The sequence below is a fragment of the Euzebyella saccharophila genome (genome assembly GCF_014855495.1).
GTDB lineage: Bacteria > Bacteroidota > Bacteroidia > Flavobacteriales > Flavobacteriaceae > Euzebyella > Euzebyella saccharophila.
The window spans coordinates 373,172-393,760 of sequence record NZ_JACYFJ010000003.1 but is presented as its reverse complement, the minus strand read 5'-3'; the positions used below and the strand labels follow the sequence as shown (position 1 = coordinate 393,760).

At 39.4% G+C, this 20,589-nt stretch carries 17 protein-coding genes; 10 read left to right on the top strand and 7 right to left on the bottom strand.

The genetic code is table 11. The features are described 5' to 3' along the window. Nucleotides 1–24: 24 nt before the first annotated feature. Genes dgoD through IL355_RS12405 form a run of 3 tightly spaced genes read left to right on the top strand, consistent with a single transcriptional unit; the run spans nucleotide 25 to nucleotide 3,598 of the window. Nucleotides 25–1,182, top strand: a complete 1,158-nt coding sequence (gene dgoD / locus IL355_RS12415; protein ID WP_192462436.1) for a galactonate dehydratase — start codon at nucleotides 25–27, stop codon at nucleotides 1,180–1,182. 57 nt (nucleotides 1,183–1,239) lie between these two features. Then, on the top strand, nucleotides 1,240–2,562 hold the full coding sequence (locus IL355_RS12410; RefSeq protein WP_192462435.1) for a GntP family permease: 1,323 nt from the start codon (nucleotides 1,240–1,242) through the stop codon (nucleotides 2,560–2,562). A gap of 37 nt (nucleotides 2,563–2,599) precedes the next feature. Beyond that, nucleotides 2,600–3,598, top strand: a complete 999-nt coding sequence (locus IL355_RS12405) for an SMP-30/gluconolactonase/LRE family protein (RefSeq protein ID WP_192462434.1) — start codon at nucleotides 2,600–2,602, stop codon at nucleotides 3,596–3,598. A 1-nt stretch (nucleotide 3,599) separates the two neighbouring features. Here IL355_RS12405 and IL355_RS12400 read toward each other — a convergent pair whose 3' ends face one another. Both IL355_RS12400 and IL355_RS12395 read right to left on the bottom strand, forming a co-directional pair. Then, on the bottom strand, nucleotides 3,600–4,568 hold the full coding sequence (locus tag IL355_RS12400) for an NAD(P)-dependent alcohol dehydrogenase (protein ID WP_192462433.1): 969 nt from the start codon (nucleotides 4,566–4,568) through the stop codon (nucleotides 3,600–3,602). Between the two features lie 66 nt (nucleotides 4,569–4,634). Then, on the bottom strand, nucleotides 4,635–7,100 hold the full coding sequence (locus tag IL355_RS12395; RefSeq protein ID WP_192462432.1) for a M14 family metallopeptidase: 2,466 nt from the start codon (nucleotides 7,098–7,100) through the stop codon (nucleotides 4,635–4,637). A 181-nt stretch (nucleotides 7,101–7,281) separates the two neighbouring features. Here IL355_RS12395 and bshC point away from each other — a divergent pair, with 181 nt between their 5' ends. Further along, on the top strand, nucleotides 7,282–8,889 hold the full coding sequence (bshC, locus tag IL355_RS12390) for a bacillithiol biosynthesis cysteine-adding enzyme BshC (RefSeq protein ID WP_192462489.1): 1,608 nt from the start codon (nucleotides 7,282–7,284) through the stop codon (nucleotides 8,887–8,889). On the opposite strand, the gene IL355_RS12385 is transcribed toward bshC, so the two are convergent. Further along, entirely contained in the window at nucleotides 8,886–9,431 is a 546-nt protein-coding gene (locus IL355_RS12385) for a pyridoxamine 5'-phosphate oxidase family protein (RefSeq protein WP_192462431.1), read from the bottom strand. The two genes, bshC and IL355_RS12385, sit on opposite strands and share 4 nt — an antisense overlap. A 675-nt stretch (nucleotides 9,432–10,106) precedes the next feature. Here IL355_RS12385 and guaA point away from each other — a divergent pair. From guaA to IL355_RS12365, 4 genes are read left to right on the top strand one after another with little or no spacing between them, the layout of a single operon-like run. After that, nucleotides 10,107–11,639, top strand: a complete 1,533-nt coding sequence (gene guaA / locus IL355_RS12380) for a glutamine-hydrolyzing GMP synthase (protein WP_192462430.1) — start codon at nucleotides 10,107–10,109, stop codon at nucleotides 11,637–11,639. 1 nt (nucleotide 11,640) lies between these two features. Further along, nucleotides 11,641–13,800 (top strand): PBP1 and LysM peptidoglycan-binding domain-containing protein, encoded by a 2,160-nt coding sequence (locus IL355_RS12375; RefSeq protein ID WP_192462429.1) that lies wholly within the window; start codon nucleotides 11,641–11,643, stop codon nucleotides 13,798–13,800. A 42-nt stretch (nucleotides 13,801–13,842) separates the two neighbouring features. Then, nucleotides 13,843–14,247 (top strand): OsmC family protein, encoded by a 405-nt coding sequence (locus IL355_RS12370; RefSeq protein WP_192462428.1) that lies wholly within the window; start codon nucleotides 13,843–13,845, stop codon nucleotides 14,245–14,247. 55 nt (nucleotides 14,248–14,302) lie between these two features. Beyond that, nucleotides 14,303–14,839 carry a DUF922 domain-containing protein gene (locus IL355_RS12365; protein WP_192462427.1) on the top strand — a complete coding sequence of 179 codons (537 nt, stop codon included), beginning with the start codon at nucleotides 14,303–14,305 and terminating at the stop codon, nucleotides 14,837–14,839. 43 nt (nucleotides 14,840–14,882) lie between these two features. Here IL355_RS12365 and IL355_RS12360 read toward each other — a convergent pair whose 3' ends face one another. The 3 genes from IL355_RS12360 to IL355_RS12350 form a co-directional block, all read right to left on the bottom strand. Further along, complete coding sequence (locus tag IL355_RS12360) at nucleotides 14,883–15,407, bottom strand: hypothetical protein (RefSeq protein WP_192462426.1); 525 nt, start codon at nucleotides 15,405–15,407, stop codon at nucleotides 14,883–14,885. A gap of 87 nt (nucleotides 15,408–15,494) precedes the next feature. Continuing rightward, a complete protein-coding gene (locus IL355_RS12355; RefSeq protein WP_192462425.1) occupies nucleotides 15,495–16,196 on the bottom strand; it encodes a hypothetical protein in 702 nt (233 codons plus the stop codon). A 35-nt stretch (nucleotides 16,197–16,231) separates the two neighbouring features. Next, nucleotides 16,232–16,501 (bottom strand): hypothetical protein, encoded by a 270-nt coding sequence (locus IL355_RS12350; protein ID WP_192462424.1) that lies wholly within the window; start codon nucleotides 16,499–16,501, stop codon nucleotides 16,232–16,234. Between the two features lie 348 nt (nucleotides 16,502–16,849). Between IL355_RS12350 and IL355_RS12345 the strand changes: the two genes are divergently transcribed. Both IL355_RS12345 and IL355_RS12340 read left to right on the top strand, forming a co-directional pair. Beyond that, the gene (locus IL355_RS12345; RefSeq protein ID WP_192462423.1) at nucleotides 16,850–18,931 is read left to right on the top strand and encodes a tetratricopeptide repeat-containing sensor histidine kinase; all 2,082 of its coding nucleotides are present in this window, start codon (nucleotides 16,850–16,852) and stop codon (nucleotides 18,929–18,931) included. A 3-nt stretch (nucleotides 18,932–18,934) separates the two neighbouring features. Next, nucleotides 18,935–19,681: a LytR/AlgR family response regulator transcription factor gene (locus IL355_RS12340; protein WP_192462422.1), complete on the top strand. Its 747-nt coding sequence runs from the start codon at nucleotides 18,935–18,937 to the stop codon at nucleotides 19,679–19,681. A 17-nt stretch (nucleotides 19,682–19,698) separates the two neighbouring features. Here the strand turns inward: IL355_RS12340 and IL355_RS12335 are convergent, their stop codons facing one another. Continuing rightward, the gene (locus tag IL355_RS12335) at nucleotides 19,699–20,571 is read right to left on the bottom strand and encodes a hydroxypyruvate isomerase family protein (RefSeq protein ID WP_192462421.1); all 873 of its coding nucleotides are present in this window, start codon (nucleotides 20,569–20,571) and stop codon (nucleotides 19,699–19,701) included. Nucleotides 20,572–20,589 lie beyond the last annotated feature (18 nt).

Genomic DNA, 20,589 nt, shown 5'->3' with positions numbered 1-20,589 from the left:
CATATTTGAAACTACCTAACTATAATGAATGACCTTCTAATTGAAAAAGTGGAACTTTTTAAAGTTCCCCCAAGATGGCTTTTTCTAAAAATTACTACTAAAAATGGACTTATAGGTTGGGGCGAACCAGTAGTTGAAGGTAAGGCCGCAACCGTGGAAGCCTGTGTCCACGAACTTTTAAAATTTATCATTGGACGGTGCGCAAACGATGTAGAGGATATATGGCAAACCCTTTATGCCGGTGGATTCTATAGGGGCGGTCCTATTTTAATGAGTGCTCTTTCAGGAATTGATCAAGCCTTGTGGGATATTAAAGGAAAATACCTTAATGTTCCTGTTTACGAACTTTTGGGAGGGGCGGTCCGCAAAAAAATGAAAATGTACTGCTGGATCGGCGGTGATCACCCAGAAGTGGTGCTTGAACAAGCTAGGGAGAAAGTGCAGCAGGGATTTAAGGCAGTTAAGATGAACGCTACCGGAGCCTTTGCCTGGATAGATTCTATTGAAAAAGTAAAAACCGTAGCTCAAAATATTAAACTTCTAAGGGAAGAGTTTGGTAATCAATTGGATGTAGGTCTTGATTTTCATGGAAGAATCCATAAAGGCATGGTCAAACGTTTGATTGATGAGTTAGCTCCGTATGACCCCCTATTTATTGAGGAACCCGTTTTAAGTGAAAACAATGAGGCGTTAAACCATATTTACCCCTACACCTCCATTCCAATCGCTACCGGTGAACGTATGTTTTCCAGATGGGATTTTAAAGAGCTGCTTCACAGGGGAACTGTAGATATAATTCAACCCGATTTAAGCCATGCTGGCGGAATTAGCGAGGTCAGAAGAATTGCCTCCATGGCAGAGGCATATGATGTGGCATTGGCTCCACATTGTCCTCTGGGGCCTATCGCACTAGCTTCCTGTTTGCATGTAGATTTTACTTCCATTAACGCATTCATTCAAGAAAGTAGTTTGGGCATTCATTACAATCAAGGTTTTGATTTATTGGATTATATGGAAAATCCTGAAGTGTTTGAGGTAACGGATGGCTGTATCAATTTGCTTAAAGGACCTGGTTTGGGTGTTGAAATTAATGAAGAAAAGCTGCGGGAAGGCCAAAAATTAGGTCACGATTGGAACAATCCCATTTGGCGAAGTCCTGATGGAAGCTTTGCCGAATGGTAGTTCCGTAATATCCTGATTATATCATTTAAGTAGAAAAAACAGTAAGAAACCAGTTTTATGATTTATGTAATTGCACTTCTATTGGCCTTGACCTTTATTGTGGTAGGGATTGTCAAATGGAAAATACATCCCTTTTTTGTCTTGCTACTTGCGGCTATAGCATACGGTTTTATTACGGGAATGGGCATTGACCAAATTATAGCATCGGTAAATGATGGTTTTGGCAGCATCATGGGGAAAATTGGTCTGATTATTTTCTTTGGGGTAGCTATAGGCACTATCTTGGAGAAATCAGGAGGTGCCATGGTAATTGCTAGTAGAATGATCAAGCTTATTGGAGAAAAATCCATTCATTTGGCCATGATGCTTACCGGTTACTTGTTGTCTATTCCGGTGTTTGCAGATAGTGCCTTTATCATCATGAACTCATTGAACAAAGCGTTGTCCGATAAGGCCAAAGTATCCTTTGCTGGCACTACTGCGGCCATGGCTTTAGGTTTGACCGCTACGCATGTAATGGTACCACCAACACCTGGCCCCATTGCCGCTGCCGGTATCTTAAATGCAGATTTGGGCAGTGTTATTCTTTGGGGCCTGATCATAAGCTCGCTTTCCTTGGTTTCTTGCTACTTTTTTGCCATCAGGGTTGCGGCTAAGGTGCAAGTGCCCATTGTAATGGCGACGTCAAAAGATGCGCTACATCAACCAAAATTAAGGCTATCCCTTCTTTGTATCGTGATTCCTATTGTGCTAATTGTTGTAAAATCCATTTTTGATTATCCGGAATTGGCACTAACGGATTTAGCTATGTACCCGGTCATCGCCTTTTTGGGAAGTCCGGTCATTGCATTGTTGATAGGGGTTGCACTAGCCTTATTGTTACCAGAAAAATTAGATGAAAAAGTGTATTCCGCTACGGGATGGTTGGGAGATGCAGTGCGAATAGCCGCTCCCATTATCTTGATTACCGGTGCGGGAGGAATTTTCGGCTCTATGTTGCAAAATTCCGGTATTGCGGATGTAATTACCCAAAATTTCTCTGGCATGTCCATTGGCCTCTTTTTCCCATTTTTATTAGCGGCCTGTCTCAAAACCACCCAAGGTTCCTCTACAGTAGCCTTGATTACTACGGCATCTATTGTTGCGCCCATGATGCCCGCTTTAGGACTGGAAGAAAGTTTTATGAGAACCATGACCGTACTTGCCATTGGCGCAGGATCTACGGTGGTCTCCCATGCCAATGATAGTTTCTTTTGGGTGTTGACGCAGTTGACGGGGATGGATGTAAAACAGGGAAATCAAGTGCAAACTTTGGGGACGCTTGTTCTGGGTAGTACTGCCATAACGCTTATTTATATAGTGTCAAAGGTCATGGTGTAGGTTTTTAATTATTGGGGCTAAATAAAATTTGATTAAAATGAAAAGAATAATCGGCTTGTTGAGTATCTGTTTTATGATTCAAAATGCATTGTATTGCCAAGAGGTGAAAAAGGGTGCCTGGATTGAAATTTTGGATAACTCCGCTTTAGAGGTAATCGATACTACGGCCAAGGTACAAATAATGGCAAAGGGATTTGAATGGACCGAAGGACCATTGTTTTTGGAGGATGAACAAGCGTTGCTTTTTTCAGATATTCCTAACAACACGGTATTTAAATTAAAGGAAGACGGTAAGGTGGAAACCTATTTGAAACCGTCCGGATTTTTAGGGGCCTCTGAATATGGTGATGAACCCGGTTCCAATGGATTGTTGCTTAGTCCCCAAGGCCAACTGGTCTTGATGCAGCACGGGGAACGTCAAGTGGCCAAAATGAAATCAGACTTAAAAACACCAAAAGCCGAATACGAGGTAATAGCAAATTCCTATAATGGTAAGCGGTTTAATAGCCCTAATGATGGGGTGTTCGATAAGAGCGGAAATTTATATTTTACCGATCCTCCTTATGGATTACCCCAAAAAATGGACGACCCAAACAAGGAATTGGATTTTCAAGGACTTTTTTGTTTTAAAGCTACGGGTGAATTGGTCCTTTTGGATAAATTAACCAGACCTAATGGCGTGGCTCTTTCACCCGATGAAGATACATTGTATGTTGCGGTATCCAACCCTGAGCATGCCGTTTGGTATGAATATGATGTTTTGGACGTAGGTCAGGTGGAGAATAAAAGAATATTCTTTAATGCTACTTCTTTGGTTAATAAGGAAGGACAACAAGGACTGCCCGATGGTATGAAAATGCACAGCAAAGGATTTCTATTTGCGACGGGTCCAGGTGGGGTTTGGGTCTTTAATAGTAAAAAGCCGGTTGCAAGAATCTATACAGGAGAAAAAACGGCTAATTGCACTTTTGGCTCCAATGAAAAAAGTCTTTTTATGACTGCCGACGATTTTATCCTAAAATTAAATTTGAAATAAATTAGTGTTCCATTTGAATAACTACATTACCGACCTTTTGACCTGAGCTGACGTATTCGTAGGCATCAATAATTTTTTCAAAGGGATAGATTTTGTCAATTAAAGGGTGGAACTGCTCTTTTTCAACTAAAACCTTCATTGTAGACAGACTATCTTTAATATTTGATGGAATAGGAAAAATCACTTTTTTTCTTCCAAGAAGTGGCATGAAAAGGGCTAAAAAAATATTGGCGCCCCCTGTTCCAAGCTCTGTAGAAATGTAGACTCCTTTGGGAGCCAATAGTTTTTTGCACTTTCTAAAACTACTCTTACCTACTGCATCAAGCACCAAATCAAATGTGTCGGGATATTCTGTGAAGTCTTCTTGGGTGTAGTCTATCACTGTCTCTGCTCCTAAATTTTTTACTAGCTGCAAATGTTCAGTCGCAGCGGTCGCCACTATGATAAGCCCCCTACTTTTTAGTATTTGAATGGCAGCACTGCCAATAGCGCCAGTTCCACCATTGACCAAAACTTTTTGGCCTTTTTTTAACTGCATTTTGTTTATGCAGTTCAAGGCGTAGTGTGCTCCTTCGCAACAAGCTGCGGCTGTTACAAAATCCAAACTAATAGGCATGTGAAGTAAAGAATCGTTCTCTTCTATAGCTAGAAATTGGGAATGGGAGCTTAAAATTTCATCGTTAAATCCAAAGACCCTGTCACCCACTTTAAAATGTTTTACATTTTCGCCTATTTCAGTAATCACTCCCGCAAAGTCGGTTCCCGGTGATTGTTTTTTTGGTTGTGTGAAACCTGTAAAGAATCGGCTAATATAATAACGGGCGGTAACGAGGCCTTCATCGGTGCGGTTTACGGTAGTTGCTTTAACCTGTACCAGAATTTCGTTGGATTCAATTTTGGGTATTGGGACATCCTTAATGGTAAAAATGTCTCTGGGCCGCCCATATTTTGAGTAACAAAGTGCTTTCATTCCAATCTTGTTTGTAAACAAGTCGTTCAGAACACTGTAATGTTACCGTAAAGTTGATTAAATATGCTAGTTGACCATAAAAAGGGCATTTGCAAAAAATAGTTTCCCATTTTCCCAAAAACCTCTGAACAAAGGATTGTCTACCATAAAAACAACTTGCCCTTTTCCATGATTTAAAGAACCAAAAATCATGGAGTTGCCAATTCTCTTTTTCGCTTCACTACCGGCAAAACCGGAAACTGGATCAACGTTATTTTCATCTAGGTATACTACGGTTCCCTTCTCTAAATAGTCATAGGAATCGCTACCAAGTTTCATGGAAAAGTAAATATCATCATAACCATAGGCTAAAGGATGTGTTGTATCCACATGAGTTTTAAATATGGCTCCGGTTATTTCCTCCTTGATTTGTTCCCTTTGAGAGTAATCAAAATTTGGGGTAATTAGAGTACTGTCTTCCACCATTTTCTTTGCTTTTAAGGAAAAGGATTTGTTTTTGGCAAAAGATTTTAGGGCTCCACCCATAGCAATAAGCTTTCCACCGTTGGAAACCCACTCTGTTATTTTTTCAGAAATGGAATCTGTTAGAAAATTTCCATACCTCTCACCATCAGGTAAAACAAGAATATCATATTCGCTCAACTCTACATGGTCAAAATAGCTTTCGTCCAAAATGGTAACGGGATACTCCAATTGTTGTTCAAAAAAGTGCCATACTTCACCAAATCTTAGGGTTGAGGTGGGATTTCCGGATAAGACGGCAATTTTTGAATTGGGAACCATCTGCACATAATAAGAACCAAAATCCTTTCCGGCTTCTACAAATCCCGTATTTGTAGGGGTTATCTCCTTGTCGTATGTTTTGGCCGCGGTGGACAGGGTTGTCAAAAATGATTGGTTATTTTGGTTATCAGATTTAGTGATAATCAATGAACCTCTATGGTATTTCTGGCCATCAAGCGTAAAGGGCTTCATAGCAAACCTTACTTTAATTTTATTTTTTAGTAAATGGGAGAGGAACTGGGCATCGCTAAAACTGTTCCAATGGGCTATGTAGGCATAAGCATCGGATAAATCAGTGTTAGTATTGACTTTTTCCCCATCAACGATAGCTTCGTACTTTATGCTGTTTTCAGTAGCAACGGCGTCTAGTCCGTAAGCGTAAGGTAAGGACCAGGCGGTAATATCATAAGTGAGGCTATCGGTCAATTTGGCTTTGGGTTCAAACAAAACCTTGACCAAAGTGCCTTTCTTTTGGTCCACAGGAACAACAATGGACTTTTCAGTTGCTCTAAGTGTACCTGTCTTTCCGGTGGTATAATGAAACCCTCGTATTGAGCCAGAATTGGCTTTACCGTAGGTAATCTCATGTAAATCCAATAAATCTGTTAACGCTTTTAGCTTGTCCTTTTTTCCGTTAAGAACATAGCTTTTGTATTTATAATCCTTGCTTTGATGAAATTTCTTGAATTCCTCATTTAGTTTTTTTGCATGTTTGGAAGCAATTTCCAATGTGGAATGGCCTGTTGTTCTATGGTGCTCAATACGGTCTTTCAAAGTTAAGGTGTCTCCCAATGATGTCACGATACCTAACCCGGCGCGCCCACTACCGCCCTGCTCATAGGTCATGCCAATACTACCATTATAGGTGGGGTAGGTGTCTCCATAGCTGGGGTAAAGAAGGTCAAAAACCTCTTTGGTAAAGTAAAACCAACCATTGGCATCAAAATATTTGGCGTGGTTCTTACCTACGGTTACCTGAAAATCCCTTTGGAAATTGGTGATTACCTCATGAAATGGTTCTGCGGCAGGAGCAAAGTAATAGGGGCTGTCTACTTGTTGCTCATGAAAATCCACATGTACGTGGGGCAACCATTTATTATAAATTTTAAGGCGTTGCTGGCTCTCTTTTTGGGTAAGCCAAGCCCAATCCCTATTAAGGTCGAACATGTAATGATTTGCTCTACCGTTTAACCAAGGTTCATGATGTTCCTTGCTATTGGGGTCTACTTGATGTGTACTGTTTTTATATTGACCGTACCAGTTTACGTAACGTTCCCGGCCATCAGGATTTACACAGGGGTCAACAATAACCACGGTATTCTCCAGATATTCCTTTTTTGTTGTTAGCAATTCGTAGACAGTCTGCATAGATGCTTCTGTACTAACACTTTCATTACCGTGTACATTGTAGCTCATCCAAACAATGGCTATTTCGGGATTGCCCTGTCCATTGCTATTGGCAATATGTGATTGACGTATTTCATCTAGTTTTGCCATATTTTCCGCGGAGGAGATAAAGGCAAGCATTAGAGGCCGATCTTCATAAGTGGTACCGTATTCCATTAATTGAACACGGTCAGCATTGGTTTCTCCCAAATGTTCAAAATAGTCCATCACTCTGTGGTGGCGGGTGAACTTTTCGCCCATTTCATAGCCCAGAAATTCTGCAGGGCTTTTAAAATTTTGTGCAAATGTAAGTGCGCCTAAAAAAAGCGCCAGGATGAGCAGGAAAGGTAATTTTAATCGCATTTTCTTTAGTTAGCACCCTATTAAAGACTGTATCTTTTAAGAGGATTTGTAAGCAACTCAAATCTAGTGATTATTATAAGAAGTAGGGCTTTACGTTCCATTATAGGCATATATTTTGGTTAAACGTATTAACGATTTTTTAGGAAGACCTAATGGTGAACTGTTTTATATTTACACCTCTATGGATATTGACTGTTTACCTTTTAACCAGACCGGATACTTTTCGGATTTTATTTGTAATTATGTAGCTGAAAAAGAAGAGGTTAAACCATTTTACAATCGGTATCCCAATTTGGCTAATTTTGAAGCTCAGATAAAGGAAAAGGCGGAGAGTTTTCCAGAAAAGAACCGAGAAGTCCTTTATTCCTCATTACAAAAGCAATATGAGGGGTTTCAACTAAGTGAGGCCACACAGACGCATCTTAAAAAATTAAAGGAGCCTATAACCTTTACAGTGGTTACGGGGCATCAATTAAACCTTTTTACCGGGCCTTTATACTTCTTATATAAAATTGTGTCTACCATAAATCTGACCTTGGAACTGAAAAAGGCGTATCCAAAGTATAATTATGTCCCTATTTATTGGATGGCTACGGAGGATCATGATTTTGAGGAAATTAACTACTTTAATTTTAAGGGAAAGAAGATTCAATGGAATCCGGGAGATGGAAGAACGGGAGCGGTAGGTCCATTTGAAAATACAGGCCTTGAAGATGTTTTTGAAACGTTATCCGATCAGCTGGGCAACAGCAAGAATGCCCAAACTTTAAAGGACTTATTTGAAAAGGCTTATTTAGAACATAATAATCTTGCCAAAGCTACCAGGTACTTGGCTAATGAACTGTTTGGGGAATATGGTTTGGTTATTGTAGACGGGGATGATGTAAATCTTAAAACCCTACTTGTACCATATGCCCAAAAAGATATTTTTGAGAAATTAGGTCATAAAGAGGTTTCTAATACCATTGCCGAAATTGAACAATTGAAGTCCAATTACGGTATACAGGTCAACCCAAGGGAAATCAATTACTTTTATCTAAAGGATGCTATCAGGGCGCGCTTGGTACAACAAGATGGAGTGTTCCATGTACTGGACACGGATATGAAGTTTACCGAGGAAGAGCTAAAGCAGGAGATGGTGGCACATCCAGAACGTTTTTCTCCAAATGTGATTGCTAGACCCCTGTATCAAGAAGTTATTTTGCCCAATCTATGTTATATTGGAGGAGGAGGCGAAATAGCGTATTGGCTGCAGTTAAGGTCTATGTTTGATGGTATGAAAGTGCCGTTTCCCATTTTGTTACTTCGAAATTCCGCATTGGTCATCAGTCAGAAGCAAGATGAAAAATTACAGAAAATGAATCTAAGGGTGGCCGATTTATTTCTAAAGCGTAGTAGTTTTATCAACAAAAAAATTAGGGAGATATCTAATATTGACATTGATTTCTCTCCTCAGAAAAAACAGCTGGAAGAGCAATTCCAAGGTTTATACGAATTGGCGAAGCAGACCGATAAGTCGTTTCTTGGGGCCGTTAAAGCCCAAGAAGTCAAACAAAAAAAGGGGTTGGATAATTTAGAAAAAAGATTGTTAAAAGCTCAAAAGCGAAAACTAAAGGATCAGGTAAGTAGAATGAGTGAAATTCAAAATGAACTTTTTCCAAATGGTTCTTTGCAGGAACGCACCCTAAACTTCTCTGAACTTTATTTGGAACTTGGTGAAGACCTGGTTCCTATGTTGTTGAAAGCCTTTAAGCCGTTGGATTTAAAATTCTCAATTTTAAAGGTTTAAGGTACTAAAAACTCTCCGTTCCATTCATCATTTTCTTTTGAAAATCTAACCCTAATATGGTTGGGTCTTTTTAGTTTTAGATACTCAACTTTAAAAGGTTCCACTTCTATGGCACAGAAATAATGGTCGCCGCTCAAGTACTCAACTTGGTCCGGGTTATTTATTTCACTACCGGGAGCTTTATGTGTAGTGTAGTCTCTTTTGCTATTCTCTTTTATATGGTTCCAGTAGCTGTCTTTAGCCTCTTCATCCTTTAAGATATATGCCAGGCCTTCAATTTTTAGCTGCAGTAAAAGTTCCGGATGGTAAAAAAGCAGGCTAACTCGGTTGTTTTCTTTGATATGAAGTACTTTTTTTGAGCGCTTGTCCGTGTAAAAAACAAGGTTCAGATGCTCGTTAACATGTCTTAAAACAATGGTTCGCAGCCTTGCAAGCCGTTCATTCCCCACAGTACCTAAAGTGGCAAACCTAAATGCATGGTCTTTTTCTGTTACGCTTTTATTGAGTTCTTCGGTTAGCTCAGACCAAAAATGTTGTGTCATGACTATTAGTTTTAGATAAAATTAGAAAAAAGTTCTTTTTCGGGTAGGGTATTTTACCAGAGGGATGTTATAGATATAAATTGCTAAGAAAAAGATTTAATTCTTTGAATTAGTTTATGTGTTTAGGTTGGTTTTTTGATTTTGATGTAAAGCCTGGGTTTGGTAGCCCGGGCTTTTCTTTTTTCTAGCCTAATGTTTTTTTGGAATCTGCCAGTCATTAAGATTACTTCCTCCGGACTCTTTTTTGCTGTATCAACTACTTTTTACAGGCTTTTCTAGCTCCTTTCATTTATGACTTCAGGTTATAATTAAAAGGTGTATATTGTGCTGATGGTATGATAAATAGTTGGGGTTTTTATGTTTGTAGGAATTGATTTAATTAATTTAAATCCAGTTTTTTAAGTGCACTTATCTGTGTTTTTAGTTTAAATTTGTTGTGAGGTTACACTGTTTGTGCGATTAATAAAAATTTTTTTGAAAACCGATTTTTTCATGTGCTAGGCTATTATCAAATCAAGGTTTATTTCAAACTTTACTTTAGACAATCTCTAGTGTCTTTTTAATATTATTGCGATTCTTTTTGTTAAGTATTGCTCTAACCTTGTAGTTGAAAAAACCTGATATAAATATGCCCCAAGAGGCTTTTTGAGAAATGGGAATTTCCTATTTTTGGCCATGCAAAACAACGTACTTATCCTAGACTTTGGTTCCCAGTACACACAACTCATTGCAAGAAGGGTTAGGGAACTCAATATTTTCTGTGAAATTAAACCTTATAATAATCTGCCTGAGGACTTGGAAAAGTACAAGGCTGTAATTCTTTCAGGCTCTCCTTTTTCTGTTAGGGCAGAGGATGCTCCCCATCCAAATCTGTCGCAGATCAAAGGGAAGAAACCCTTATTGGCCGTTTGTTACGGGGCGCAATATTTGGCCCACTTTGGTGGTGGGGCAGTAGCACCATCCAATACTAGAGAGTACGGTAGGGCCAATCTTTCTTATATTAAAGATGGTGAGACCTTTTTTGAATCCATTTCGGAGGGAAGTCAGGTTTGGATGAGCCATAGTGACACCATCAAAGATTTGCCAAAAGGTGCTACTGTCTTGGCAAGCACCCATGATGTGGAAAATGCAGCTTATAAATTGGAAAATGAAGATACCTATGCTATCCAGTTCCATCCGGAAGTTTATCATTCTACGGACGGAAAGCAGCTCTTGGAGAACTTTTTGGTGAAAATAGCGGGCCTAGAACAAACATGGACGCCGGATGCCTTTGTGGATATCACCGTTGCGGAACTTAAAAAGAAAATTGGCCAAGAAAAGGTAATTCTTGGTTTGTCCGGCGGGGTAGATTCAACCGTTGCTGCCGTATTGCTTCACAAGGCTATTGGTAAAAATTTGCATTGCATTTTTGTAAATAACGGCTTGCTTCGTAAAAATGAGTTTGAAGAAGTATTGGAGCAGTACCAGGGAATGGGCCTAAATGTTAAGGGAGTGGATGCTTCGGCACGTTTTTTGGATGCCCTCAAGGGCGAAAGTGACCCTGAAAAGAAAAGAAAGACCATTGGAAGGGTATTTATTGAAGTTTTTGATGATGAGGCCCATTTGGTGGAAGATGCCAAGTGGCTGGCCCAAGGAACCATATATCCGGATGTCATCGAATCCGTTTCGGCAACAGGTGGCCCATCAGCAACTATAAAAAGTCATCATAATGTAGGCGGTCTGCCGGACTTTATGAAGCTAAAGGTGGTAGAGCCCCTAAAAATGCTGTTTAAGGATGAGGTTAGAAGGGTAGGAAAAAGTATGGCGATCGGTGACGAGCGTTTGGGAAGGCACCCATTTCCCGGCCCAGGTCTAGCTATTAGAATTTTAGGGGATATTACGGCAGAGAAAGTATCAATATTACAGGAAGTTGACCATATTTTTATCAAAGGATTGAGAGATTGGGGACTTTATGATAAGGTTTGGCAGGCCGGAGCCATGCTTTTGCCCGTAAATAGTGTAGGGGTAATGGGAGATGAGCGCACCTACGAAAAATGTGTAGCTTTGAGAGCGGTAGAAAGTACAGACGGTATGACCGCGGATTGGGTAAATCTACCCTACGAGTTTTTGCAAAAAACATCAAACGATATTATAAATAAAGTGCCAGGTGTAAATAGAGTAGTCTATGATATTAGCTCAAAGCCACCGGCAACAATAGAATGGGAATAAAATGAATCACTTCATAAAAAGATTTTTACTGCTTATAATTTTTGCCGTTTCGGTTTCTGGCTGTAAGGCCCAGAAGTTTACGACGCATTCCGTGGAGAAAGGGGAAACGTTGGAGAGTGTAGCCGAGAAATACAATGTTACGCAGTACTCTATTCTTCAGCTAAACAAGGAAATTAAGCAGGGAGATGATTTAAGGCCCAATACCATCTTGGTAATTCCAAAAAGTACAGGTGTCGCCTCAAATGGTGGTGGGGAAATCAAGAAATCAACTCAGGAGGAACCTATCAGTTTTACATCCCATAAGGTCCGTAAAAAAGAGACCCTCTATGGCATCTCAAGGCGCTTTAATATCACTGAGGAAGATATTAAAAAGTACAACCCTGAACTTTATTCGAGTCAGCTAGATAAAAGAATGACCTTGAAAATACCCCAGTACAGAAGAACCAATGAAACTTTGGGGGGCAATGAGGGAGATTTTGAGATGTATACGGTAGCACCCAAGGAAACCCGGTGGAGCATTGCGCATAAATACGGGATAACCATTGATAGTATGTTGGTTCTTAATCCAGAACTTAGCAAGGCCAATAATTATTTGGCGGCGGGGCAAGAGCTTAAAATGCCAAAATTGCCGGGCAGTACGGTTGAAAATCAGGAGACCCAATTGTACCTATCCTATACCGTTCCTCCAAAAATGAACTTCTTTCAGTTGAAGCAAAAGTACGGTGTGGAACCGGATGAGATAGTACGCCTGAATCCGGAGATTACAGAAAAAGGAGGTTTGAAAGAGGGGATGGTCATAAGAATACCACAAAAAAAATTGGACGCTGGCGAGGTGAATACGGACAACTTCAATTTTTATGAAGTTAAACCGAAGCAGACAGAATTCTCCCTTACCCGTAAATTTGGGATTTCCTATGAGGAATTATTACAACTTAATCCAGATTTAAAAGAAGGATTGAAAGCGGGAATGGTACTTAAGCTGCCCAAAGAACAGGAAGGTGATTTTGAGGTAAGAAATTCATTGGTTTTGGATAAAATCAATCTTATAGACAGCATTGATGTTGCCAACAGACCGGAAATAATGTTCCTTTTGCCATTTAGGTTAGACCGTTTAGACCTTTCTGACAAGTCTGAAGTGGCTAATACCATTGATAAAAGAAATAGCTTAAAATACAGTCTTGGGCTTTATTCTGGTGCTTTGGTTGCTTTGGATTCCATTGCAGACCTAGGAGTGTCCGTCAATGTCAAGACATTTGACAATCAGCTTCAGCTTGCAAAAACAAAGGAAATATTGCAAAAAGAAAATTTATCCACTACAAGTGCCATTGTTGGTCCATTGGATTTAGCGTCCTTAAAGGAAACGGCGGTTAGGGCCAGCAACAAACAGGTGCCGGTAATAGCCCCTATTCCTGCGGAAAGTGATCTTAGTTTGTCCAATGTGTTCTATTCTTATACTTCTACAGATGTTCTTAGAGACCATATGTTGGATTATATGATGGATAAGCATGATGATCAAAACATCATTATCATTGCGGATTCTGCTAGTTCTAAAATAAAGAATTTCATTCTTCAAAAGTTTCCGGATGCTAAGTCGGCCAAGGTTATTGAGGAAGAAAAAAATATTGGTGTGAATATTGATGGCCTTAGGCAGCTGCTAAGTGATGAAGTGGAGAACTGGGTGTTCCTGGAAACGGAAAATTTTAAGCTGGTTTCCAGTGTAACTTCTATACTTAACTCCTTTCAGAACGCATTGAAAAACCCGGACAACACCAAGCGCGAAAGAATTCAATTGAGGTTGTTTTCCACCAACAAAAATTCGGCTTTTGAAAACGAGGTGATTTCAAATACCCATTTGTCCAACATTAAATTTACTTATCCTTCGGTTTATAAGTTACCAGAGAACAACTCTTTCTCCCAAAGATATGAGCGTAAGTTTGGTAGTGTACCGGATAGATATGCTGTTCGCGGATTCGATTTAACATTTGATCTGTTATTAAAACTTGCTTTTAAAAACAATCTGATCGAGGCAAGTAAGTTTGTGGGGGAAACGGCATATTCCGGTAATAAGTTCGATTACGAACGAAAAGGTCCTTCGGGCTATTTTAATCAGTCCTCCTATATCATGACCATTGAAGACCTTCGGATAAAGGAATTGAAATAGTAAAAGGGAAGGTAAAGAAAGTCCATTTTAATTAAATCCACTATGACATCAAAAATTACCTATACGGGAGAATTAAGAACTACCTGTGAGCATATTAGGTCTGGAAATACATTCATAACCGATGCTCCCGTGGACAATAATGGTCTTGGGCAAGCTTTTTCGCCTACCGATACCGTTGCAACTGGATTCGGAAGCTGTATGATTACGGTTATGGGGATAAAAGCAAGGGGCTTGGAAGTAGACTTGAACAATTCCGTGGTGGAGATTACCAAGCATATGGAAAGTAATCCACGTAGGATTTCGAAGATTGAAGCCAAGCTTATGCTTCCCAAAGATGTGTCTGAAAAGAATAGAAAGATTTTGGAGCATACTGCCAATACCTGCCCAGTGCATTACAGCCTGCACCCAGATATTGAAAGGGTGGTGACCTATCACTGGGAACTTTAACCTAAACGGTGCGGTTTTTGTTGGGGTTTATTGTTTCTAAGCCAATTTTTTACCTATGACAAGAATCTTGTTTTTTTATTTGCTTTTGATATGCTCGGTATCGGGTTATGGTCAGGAGGAAGTCATTCCATGGAGCGCGGATAGAAAATTGGAATGGAGCGATTTTAAAGGTAAATTTCTAAAGACCGAATGGGCTGCGGCAACTACGGCTAGCAGTATTAGCTATAGGTTTTCAACACACGAGAAAAACGGTCAATGGTTTGTTGATTTTGAAGTAGGGTGTGAGTTTTATCCACAAAAGTCTTGGTACCGTCCCGAAATGGTAGATTCCCTTATTTTAAGCCATGAGCAGTTACATTTTGATATCTCTGAACTGTATGCCAGAAAACTTAGAAAAAGGCTGGCAGAAGGGAAATTTACCGCAAACATTAAGGAAGAAGTCAAGGATATATATCAAAAATTGCTGAAGGAGCTTTATCTCTATCAGAATAAGTATGACCGGGAAACCAACTTTAGCCGAAACAGGGAAGAGCAAATTTACTGGAACAAGATGATTGCCAATGCCCTGAAAGAAGAAAAGCCTTCCCGATAGTTCATCGAAAAGGCTTTTTTATATTCTTTTATATCTATAATTTTTAGAACCTAAAAGTAGCTCCCAAAGTTAGATAAGCAGAGCCATAACCAATTTCTGCAAAGGCGGCAATGTGCTCGTTAAAGTACCATCTACCCCCCGCATAGGCAGATGCTCCAGGTCTACTTCTGTAATCTTCATAATCATCTCCGCCATAGACGCGATAGGAAAGCATTGCGCCTCCATATACGTCCAAATTGTCTATTTCAAAACCTGTGTAGTGGTAAGCACCTCTAAAGCCAACAGTGGTATAGGACCAATTGTAGTCATCAAAATTATCGTTTCGGCTAAACCTTTTGTGGCCTAAATAGCCGCCAAGGCTTACCACACCAGGGCCAGGAACATCCCAAACACCACGCTCATAGCTTACGCTAAAAACCGGACTTTGGTCAGATACATTATATCCATAATAATATCCGCCAACACCTACACCCACATTAATGGCGTTGGTACCAACCTGAAATTCTTGTGCTTTTACCAACGAGGTAAAGCAAAACATAACGGAAAGAAACAACAGTGTCTTTTTCATTTTCAAAAGTTCTTATTTTTTAGTTAGGAAATTAGGTGTAAAAATAAAGAGATTTAATTCTTTGGGGGCATAAAGCCAATTTAAGATTTAATCGGTCCATTTAACGGTACCCGACAACGTTATCATATTGTTATTGTCCGTATTAACAACTGTCGTCTCTATAAAAACGATTTCCTTTTCCTCAAAATCAATGCTAAAATCATCACCGCATTCTATAAAAGTACCCGCCGCAGGTGAAGCACAGGCGTATTTATAATCGTTTCCATCCACGGAAATATTTATGGAAAGGGCCCTGTCCGCTTGTTCCGTTGCTTGGTCTCCAAGGTCTAGACAAACAATTATAAAATTATTTTCCACATCCTGTGGTTCAGGTCCGTCTTCTCCAATAGGCGTATGTACATCACTTAAAATTACCGTTCTTTCATTACCGGTAACCTGGGTAAGTCCTACAGCTATATGCCCAACGACCAATTCGTTTCCTACTTTTGATGTTTCATCGCCGCTTAATTCTATCCTATTTCCTTGATCTTCAGCATTGCCATCCTCATCACTATCCGGATTTTCATTTTGCTCGCTTCCATCTTCTTCATCAGTTTCATTCTGAGAATCGTCTTCAGTTTCATTTTGATCACTTTCTTCTTCTTCTTCTTCAGAATCCTCGTTATTTATCTCTTCCTCTTGGGTAGGAGTAGGCAGGCTATCATCGCCCGGGGAACTTTCAGAGCAGGCAAGCAAAAAGTAAAACAACAGCAAACAAAGAAGTGGTCTAATGGAAAAAGCTTTGTACATTAGGTAGGGTGGATTTGTTGAAAACAAAATATTACTTAATCGTCACTACAATTATCTTGATAGAACTTTAGTTGTGCCTTGTCTTCCTCGCTTAAAAATTCACTACAGGATTTTAGTATTTTATCAATATCCGATTTTATATCCGAGCAATCAGGGTCATCCTTATCCCATTCTTCATCTATTCTAATAAGTAGGTTGGCGCATTCCAGGGTGTCAAAAGATTCTTTGATATCTTCGGCTTGGTCGCAAGCGGAAAATAGAAGTACAGATGCTAAAATGGTTAAATAACGTAGTGGTTTTCTCATAAGTTGGCGGTTTATCATTACTATTAAATTGGATTCTATTTACTGGAAAAATATAACTTTTACGGTACTTTAGGTTCAATAACAATTTGGGCTAAAGTCAGAGTAAGGGCCCTATAGCTCCAGTGAAAATAAGAGTTTTACCAATGTCAAGCTATTTGTAATTATTGAGTGTGGTATATTATAAATGAACGTTGGTACTTTCTAATTGAACGTTTTTCATTTTTTAAACCGCTAAACTTTGTTATTGGAGCAAATAATTGACATTTTACTTCCAAAAAAAATAGTTTACTCCTCTGTGTTTAGTTAAATTTACCTTCCCCCAATAAAAATTTACAGTTAGTATCGTCAATGAGATATTATTGGGTTCCCCTCTTTTTGGTTGTTGCGCAGTTTTTGTATTCCCAGCAAAGGCAGATAGATTCCATACAATTGGAATTAGCTAAACATACCGGTCAAGATACCCTCCGCTTAAATTTACTTACAGAATTAACCTATCTCTATTACTCCATTGACCCCCTAAAGGGTATTGCATCTTCCGAAGAAGCCCTTTCCCTTGCTCAACAATTGTCCGATTCCAATAAAATAGCAACGGCCTACGCTTATAAAGGACATAATTATAGCGCCTTGGGTAAAGATTCCCTCGCCCTTAATATGTATGAACAGGCATCTGAAATTAGAAAAAAGAATAAGGATGAAAGTGGTATGGCTCGGCTCATTTATAATAAGGGTCTGGTATATTTTAACCGCGCGGATTATTTAAGGGCGAATGACTGCAACCGACAAGCGTACGAGGTTTTCAAAAAAGAGAAAGACAGCTTTTTAATGGCCAAGATGCTTAATAGCATCGGTATCAATTACATGTATCTTTCCCAATTACCACAATCTTTAGATGCCTATTTGGAAGCTAAGATGATTTACGAAGACTTAAAACTTCAGGATAATTTAGAGTATGCCAATATCAATTCCAACATAGGGTTGCTCTATGCCCGGTTGGAAAAATTGGAGTTGGCGGAAGAGTTTCAAAAAATAGCTTTAGAACAATATAAAAAAATTGGTTTTGAGGAAGGTGAAGCCAATTCTCTGACCAATTTAGGAAGATTGAGCACTGAAAATGGCAATACCAAAAAAGCTGTGGTTTTGTATCAAGAGGCATTTTCCATTATGGAAAAAAATCAAAACCAACGGGGAATGGCCAGTGCGCTTACCAATATTGGTATCGCATATGTAGAAGATAAAGCCTATGAAAAAGCGATTCCCTACTTTATAAAGACCCAGAAAATTTATCAAGACCTAGATAATGAAAATAACCTATCCATAGTACAAAAGAATTTAGGTGATTGTTATTACCGTCTTTTTAAGGCCAAGGGTAATGCAAGGGATTTGCAGACGGCTGAAAACTATTACCAGAAGTCCATGAATAATGCAGAAGAGGCAAAGGCCATAAATCTCCAATTTGAATCCAATAATGCCTTATCCAAGGTTTATAAAGAACAGGGTAAGTTTCGCAAAGCCCTAGCAAGTAAGGAAAACGCCGCGGTTTTAAGGGATAGTTTTATGTCTACGGACAAGACGGAAGAGATTGCCCGCTTAGAGGCTAAATACGAATACGAAAAGGACAAGGCCCAATTAACCGCCAATTTTGAAAAGGAACAAGCCGTTGCCAAAGCGGAGCTAAAAAAGCAACACACCATCAATAGAATACTACTGGTTTCCGGAGTGCTACTTTGCCTCATGGCAGCTGTAGGCTTTGTGCTGTATAAGAAAAGAAGAGATGCGCTGACGCAGAAAAAAAATGCGGAGTTCAATGCCCAGGTTTCCGAAACGGAACTCAAGGCTCTCCGATCACAAATGAATCCGCACTTTATATTCAATTCTTTTAACTCCATTAGGGATTATATGTCTAAAAACGACTTTGCCAAAGCGGAGCTGTACTTAATGAAGTTTGCAAAACTGACTAGGGCCATTCTAGAAAATTCCAATAAGAAATGGATTTCGTTAGAAGAAGACTTGGACCTCATGCGTATGTATATTGAAATTGAGTCTTTGCGTTTAAAATATCCTGTTGAATATGTTTTGAAAGTGGAGGAGGATATTGATTTGGAAAACACCCTCGTTCCACCTATGATACTACAACCTTTTATCGAAAACAGTATTTGGCATGGTCTGTCAACTAAAAATCAAGGGGGTAAATTAAAAATTCATATACACAGTGATGGGGAATTTCTTATATGTGTGGTAGATGACAATGGTGTTGGAAGAAAGAAATCTATTGGTATGATTACCTCAGAAAAGTCCATGGGTTTAAAAATTACCAAAAGCCGAATCGAAATAATGAACCAATTAAAAAATAAAAACGGTAGTTTCACCATGAAGGACAAGGAGGAAGGTGTAAGTGTTGAAGTGAAATTGCCTTTAGAGTTACAATTTTAGCCTATGATGAAAGCAATAATTGTAGATGACGAAAAACACTGCCAAGATGCCCTGATAAAACTTGTCTCGCAATACGGTACGGGTATTAAATTGGTGGAAGTGGTAGCTAGTGTTGCCGAGGCTAAAGCCGCAATTTATACTCATGAACCTGATGTGGTTTTTTTAGATGTACATCTAAATGATGAAACAGGGTTTGATCTTCTTAAGGAGTTGCCACATACAGATTTCTATGTTGTATTTACCACCGCTTTTGAGGAGTATGCGGTTAAGGCCTTTAAATTTTCAGCCTTTGATTACCTTTTAAAACCTATTGATGCCGATGAGTTTAAGGAAACGGTAGAGCGTTTGATGAACAAACAAAATAAGGACAGTCATGCCAAACGGTTGGAAGTTCTGGTACATAATTTTGAAAACAAGGTGGTGGGGATTAAAAAGATAGCCATCCCCACCTTAAAAGATTATATATTCTTGAATGTTCCCGAAATTATAAGATGTGAGTCAGACGGAAATTATACCAACATATTTTCGGTGCATGGAAAACGACTGACCTCTAGTAAAACCCTAAAATACTTTGAAGGTTTTTTAAACGGCAACCAGTTTTTCCGCATTCATAAGTCCCATTTTGTGAATCTGTCCCACGTGGAAAAATACATCAAAGGAAAAGGGGGGTATGTGGTCATGTCCGATGGTGCCAAAATAGAAGTGGCGGTAAGAAGAAAAGAGGAGTTTTTAAAGCATTTTAGCAATTAAAAACCCCTCCAATTTTTTTATACATCGCAAATGGTAACGCCTTCTTTAAGGGCCGCGATCTTATCATCCCAAGTAGGGATAAATTCCTGTGCTACGTATCCTTTATAGCCCGTTTCTAAAATAGCTTTCATTATCGCGGGATAAAACAATTCTTGCGTATCGTTAATTTCATTTCTTCCCGGGTTTCCACCAGTGTGGTAATGTCCAAAGTACTGATGATAATCTTGAATGTTTCTAATAATATCCCCTTCCATTATCTGCATATGGTAAATATCATAGAGCAGTTTAAAGTTATCGGAACCAATGGCTTTACATAATTCTACGCCCCAGGCACTGGTATCGCACATATAGTCTGCATGATCCACCTTGGAATTTAAAAGTTCCATTTGCAGTACCACCCCATGTTTTTCGGCAAAGGACATTATTTGTTTAAGTCCGTCCGTACAATTTTTTAGGCCTTCGTCATCGGGCATACCATTTCTATTACCGCTAAAGCAGATAAGGTTGGTATAACCGGCTTCGGCTACCAAGGGAATCACTCTTTTATAGTCAGCTATCAGTTCTTCGTGTAATTTGGGGTCGTTCCAGCCTTCCAGAATCCCTTTTCCGGCACCCCAGCACATGGAGGCGTGAATACCATATTTTTTCATGATGGGCCAGTCTTCCGGACCGGTAAGGTCCATGGCCTTAATGCCCAATTCATTGAGACTTTTTAGGAAGTCTTCCATCGGAATTTTGCTGTAGCACCATCTACAAACACTGTGGTTGATATTGTTCTTCAATTTATTTTCTGCTTCCAAAGTTTCGTTTGGCATTGCGTTGGTACTTTTACAGGCCATAATACCTACCGATGCAGCAGCAGAAGTACTTAAAAAATTTCTACGTTTCATGTTGTCGAGTGTTAAAGA

What these genes read in the sequence shown, in the direction of transcription:
- IL355_RS12355 (WP_192462425.1), bottom strand. Translation starts at nt 16,196, where the DNA reads ATGTACAAAGCTTTTTCCATTAGACCACTTCTTTGTTTGCTGTTGTTT.
- IL355_RS12405 (WP_192462434.1), top strand. Translation starts at nt 2,600, where the DNA reads ATGAAAAGAATAATCGGCTTGTTGAGTATCTGTTTTATGATTCAAAAT.
- IL355_RS12365 (WP_192462427.1), top strand. Translation starts at nt 14,303, where the DNA reads ATGACAAGAATCTTGTTTTTTTATTTGCTTTTGATATGCTCGGTATCG.
- IL355_RS12335 (WP_192462421.1), bottom strand. Translation starts at nt 20,571, where the DNA reads ATGAAACGTAGAAATTTTTTAAGTACTTCTGCTGCTGCATCGGTAGGT.
- guaA (WP_192462430.1), top strand. Translation starts at nt 10,107, where the DNA reads ATGCAAAACAACGTACTTATCCTAGACTTTGGTTCCCAGTACACACAA.
- bshC (WP_192462489.1), top strand. Translation starts at nt 7,282, where the DNA reads ATGGATATTGACTGTTTACCTTTTAACCAGACCGGATACTTTTCGGAT.
- IL355_RS12410 (WP_192462435.1), top strand. Translation starts at nt 1,240, where the DNA reads ATGATTTATGTAATTGCACTTCTATTGGCCTTGACCTTTATTGTGGTA.
- IL355_RS12375 (WP_192462429.1), top strand. Translation starts at nt 11,641, where the DNA reads ATGAATCACTTCATAAAAAGATTTTTACTGCTTATAATTTTTGCCGTT.
- IL355_RS12345 (WP_192462423.1), top strand. Translation starts at nt 16,850, where the DNA reads ATGAGATATTATTGGGTTCCCCTCTTTTTGGTTGTTGCGCAGTTTTTG.
- IL355_RS12360 (WP_192462426.1), bottom strand. Translation starts at nt 15,407, where the DNA reads ATGAAAAAGACACTGTTGTTTCTTTCCGTTATGTTTTGCTTTACCTCG.
- IL355_RS12385 (WP_192462431.1), bottom strand. Translation starts at nt 9,431, where the DNA reads ATGACACAACATTTTTGGTCTGAGCTAACCGAAGAACTCAATAAAAGC.
- IL355_RS12400 (WP_192462433.1), bottom strand. Translation starts at nt 4,568, where the DNA reads ATGAAAGCACTTTGTTACTCAAAATATGGGCGGCCCAGAGACATTTTT.
- IL355_RS12340 (WP_192462422.1), top strand. Translation starts at nt 18,935, where the DNA reads ATGATGAAAGCAATAATTGTAGATGACGAAAAACACTGCCAAGATGCC.
- dgoD (WP_192462436.1), top strand. Translation starts at nt 25, where the DNA reads ATGAATGACCTTCTAATTGAAAAAGTGGAACTTTTTAAAGTTCCCCCA.
- IL355_RS12350 (WP_192462424.1), bottom strand. Translation starts at nt 16,501, where the DNA reads ATGAGAAAACCACTACGTTATTTAACCATTTTAGCATCTGTACTTCTA.
- IL355_RS12370 (WP_192462428.1), top strand. Translation starts at nt 13,843, where the DNA reads ATGACATCAAAAATTACCTATACGGGAGAATTAAGAACTACCTGTGAG.
- IL355_RS12395 (WP_192462432.1), bottom strand. Translation starts at nt 7,100, where the DNA reads ATGCGATTAAAATTACCTTTCCTGCTCATCCTGGCGCTTTTTTTAGGC.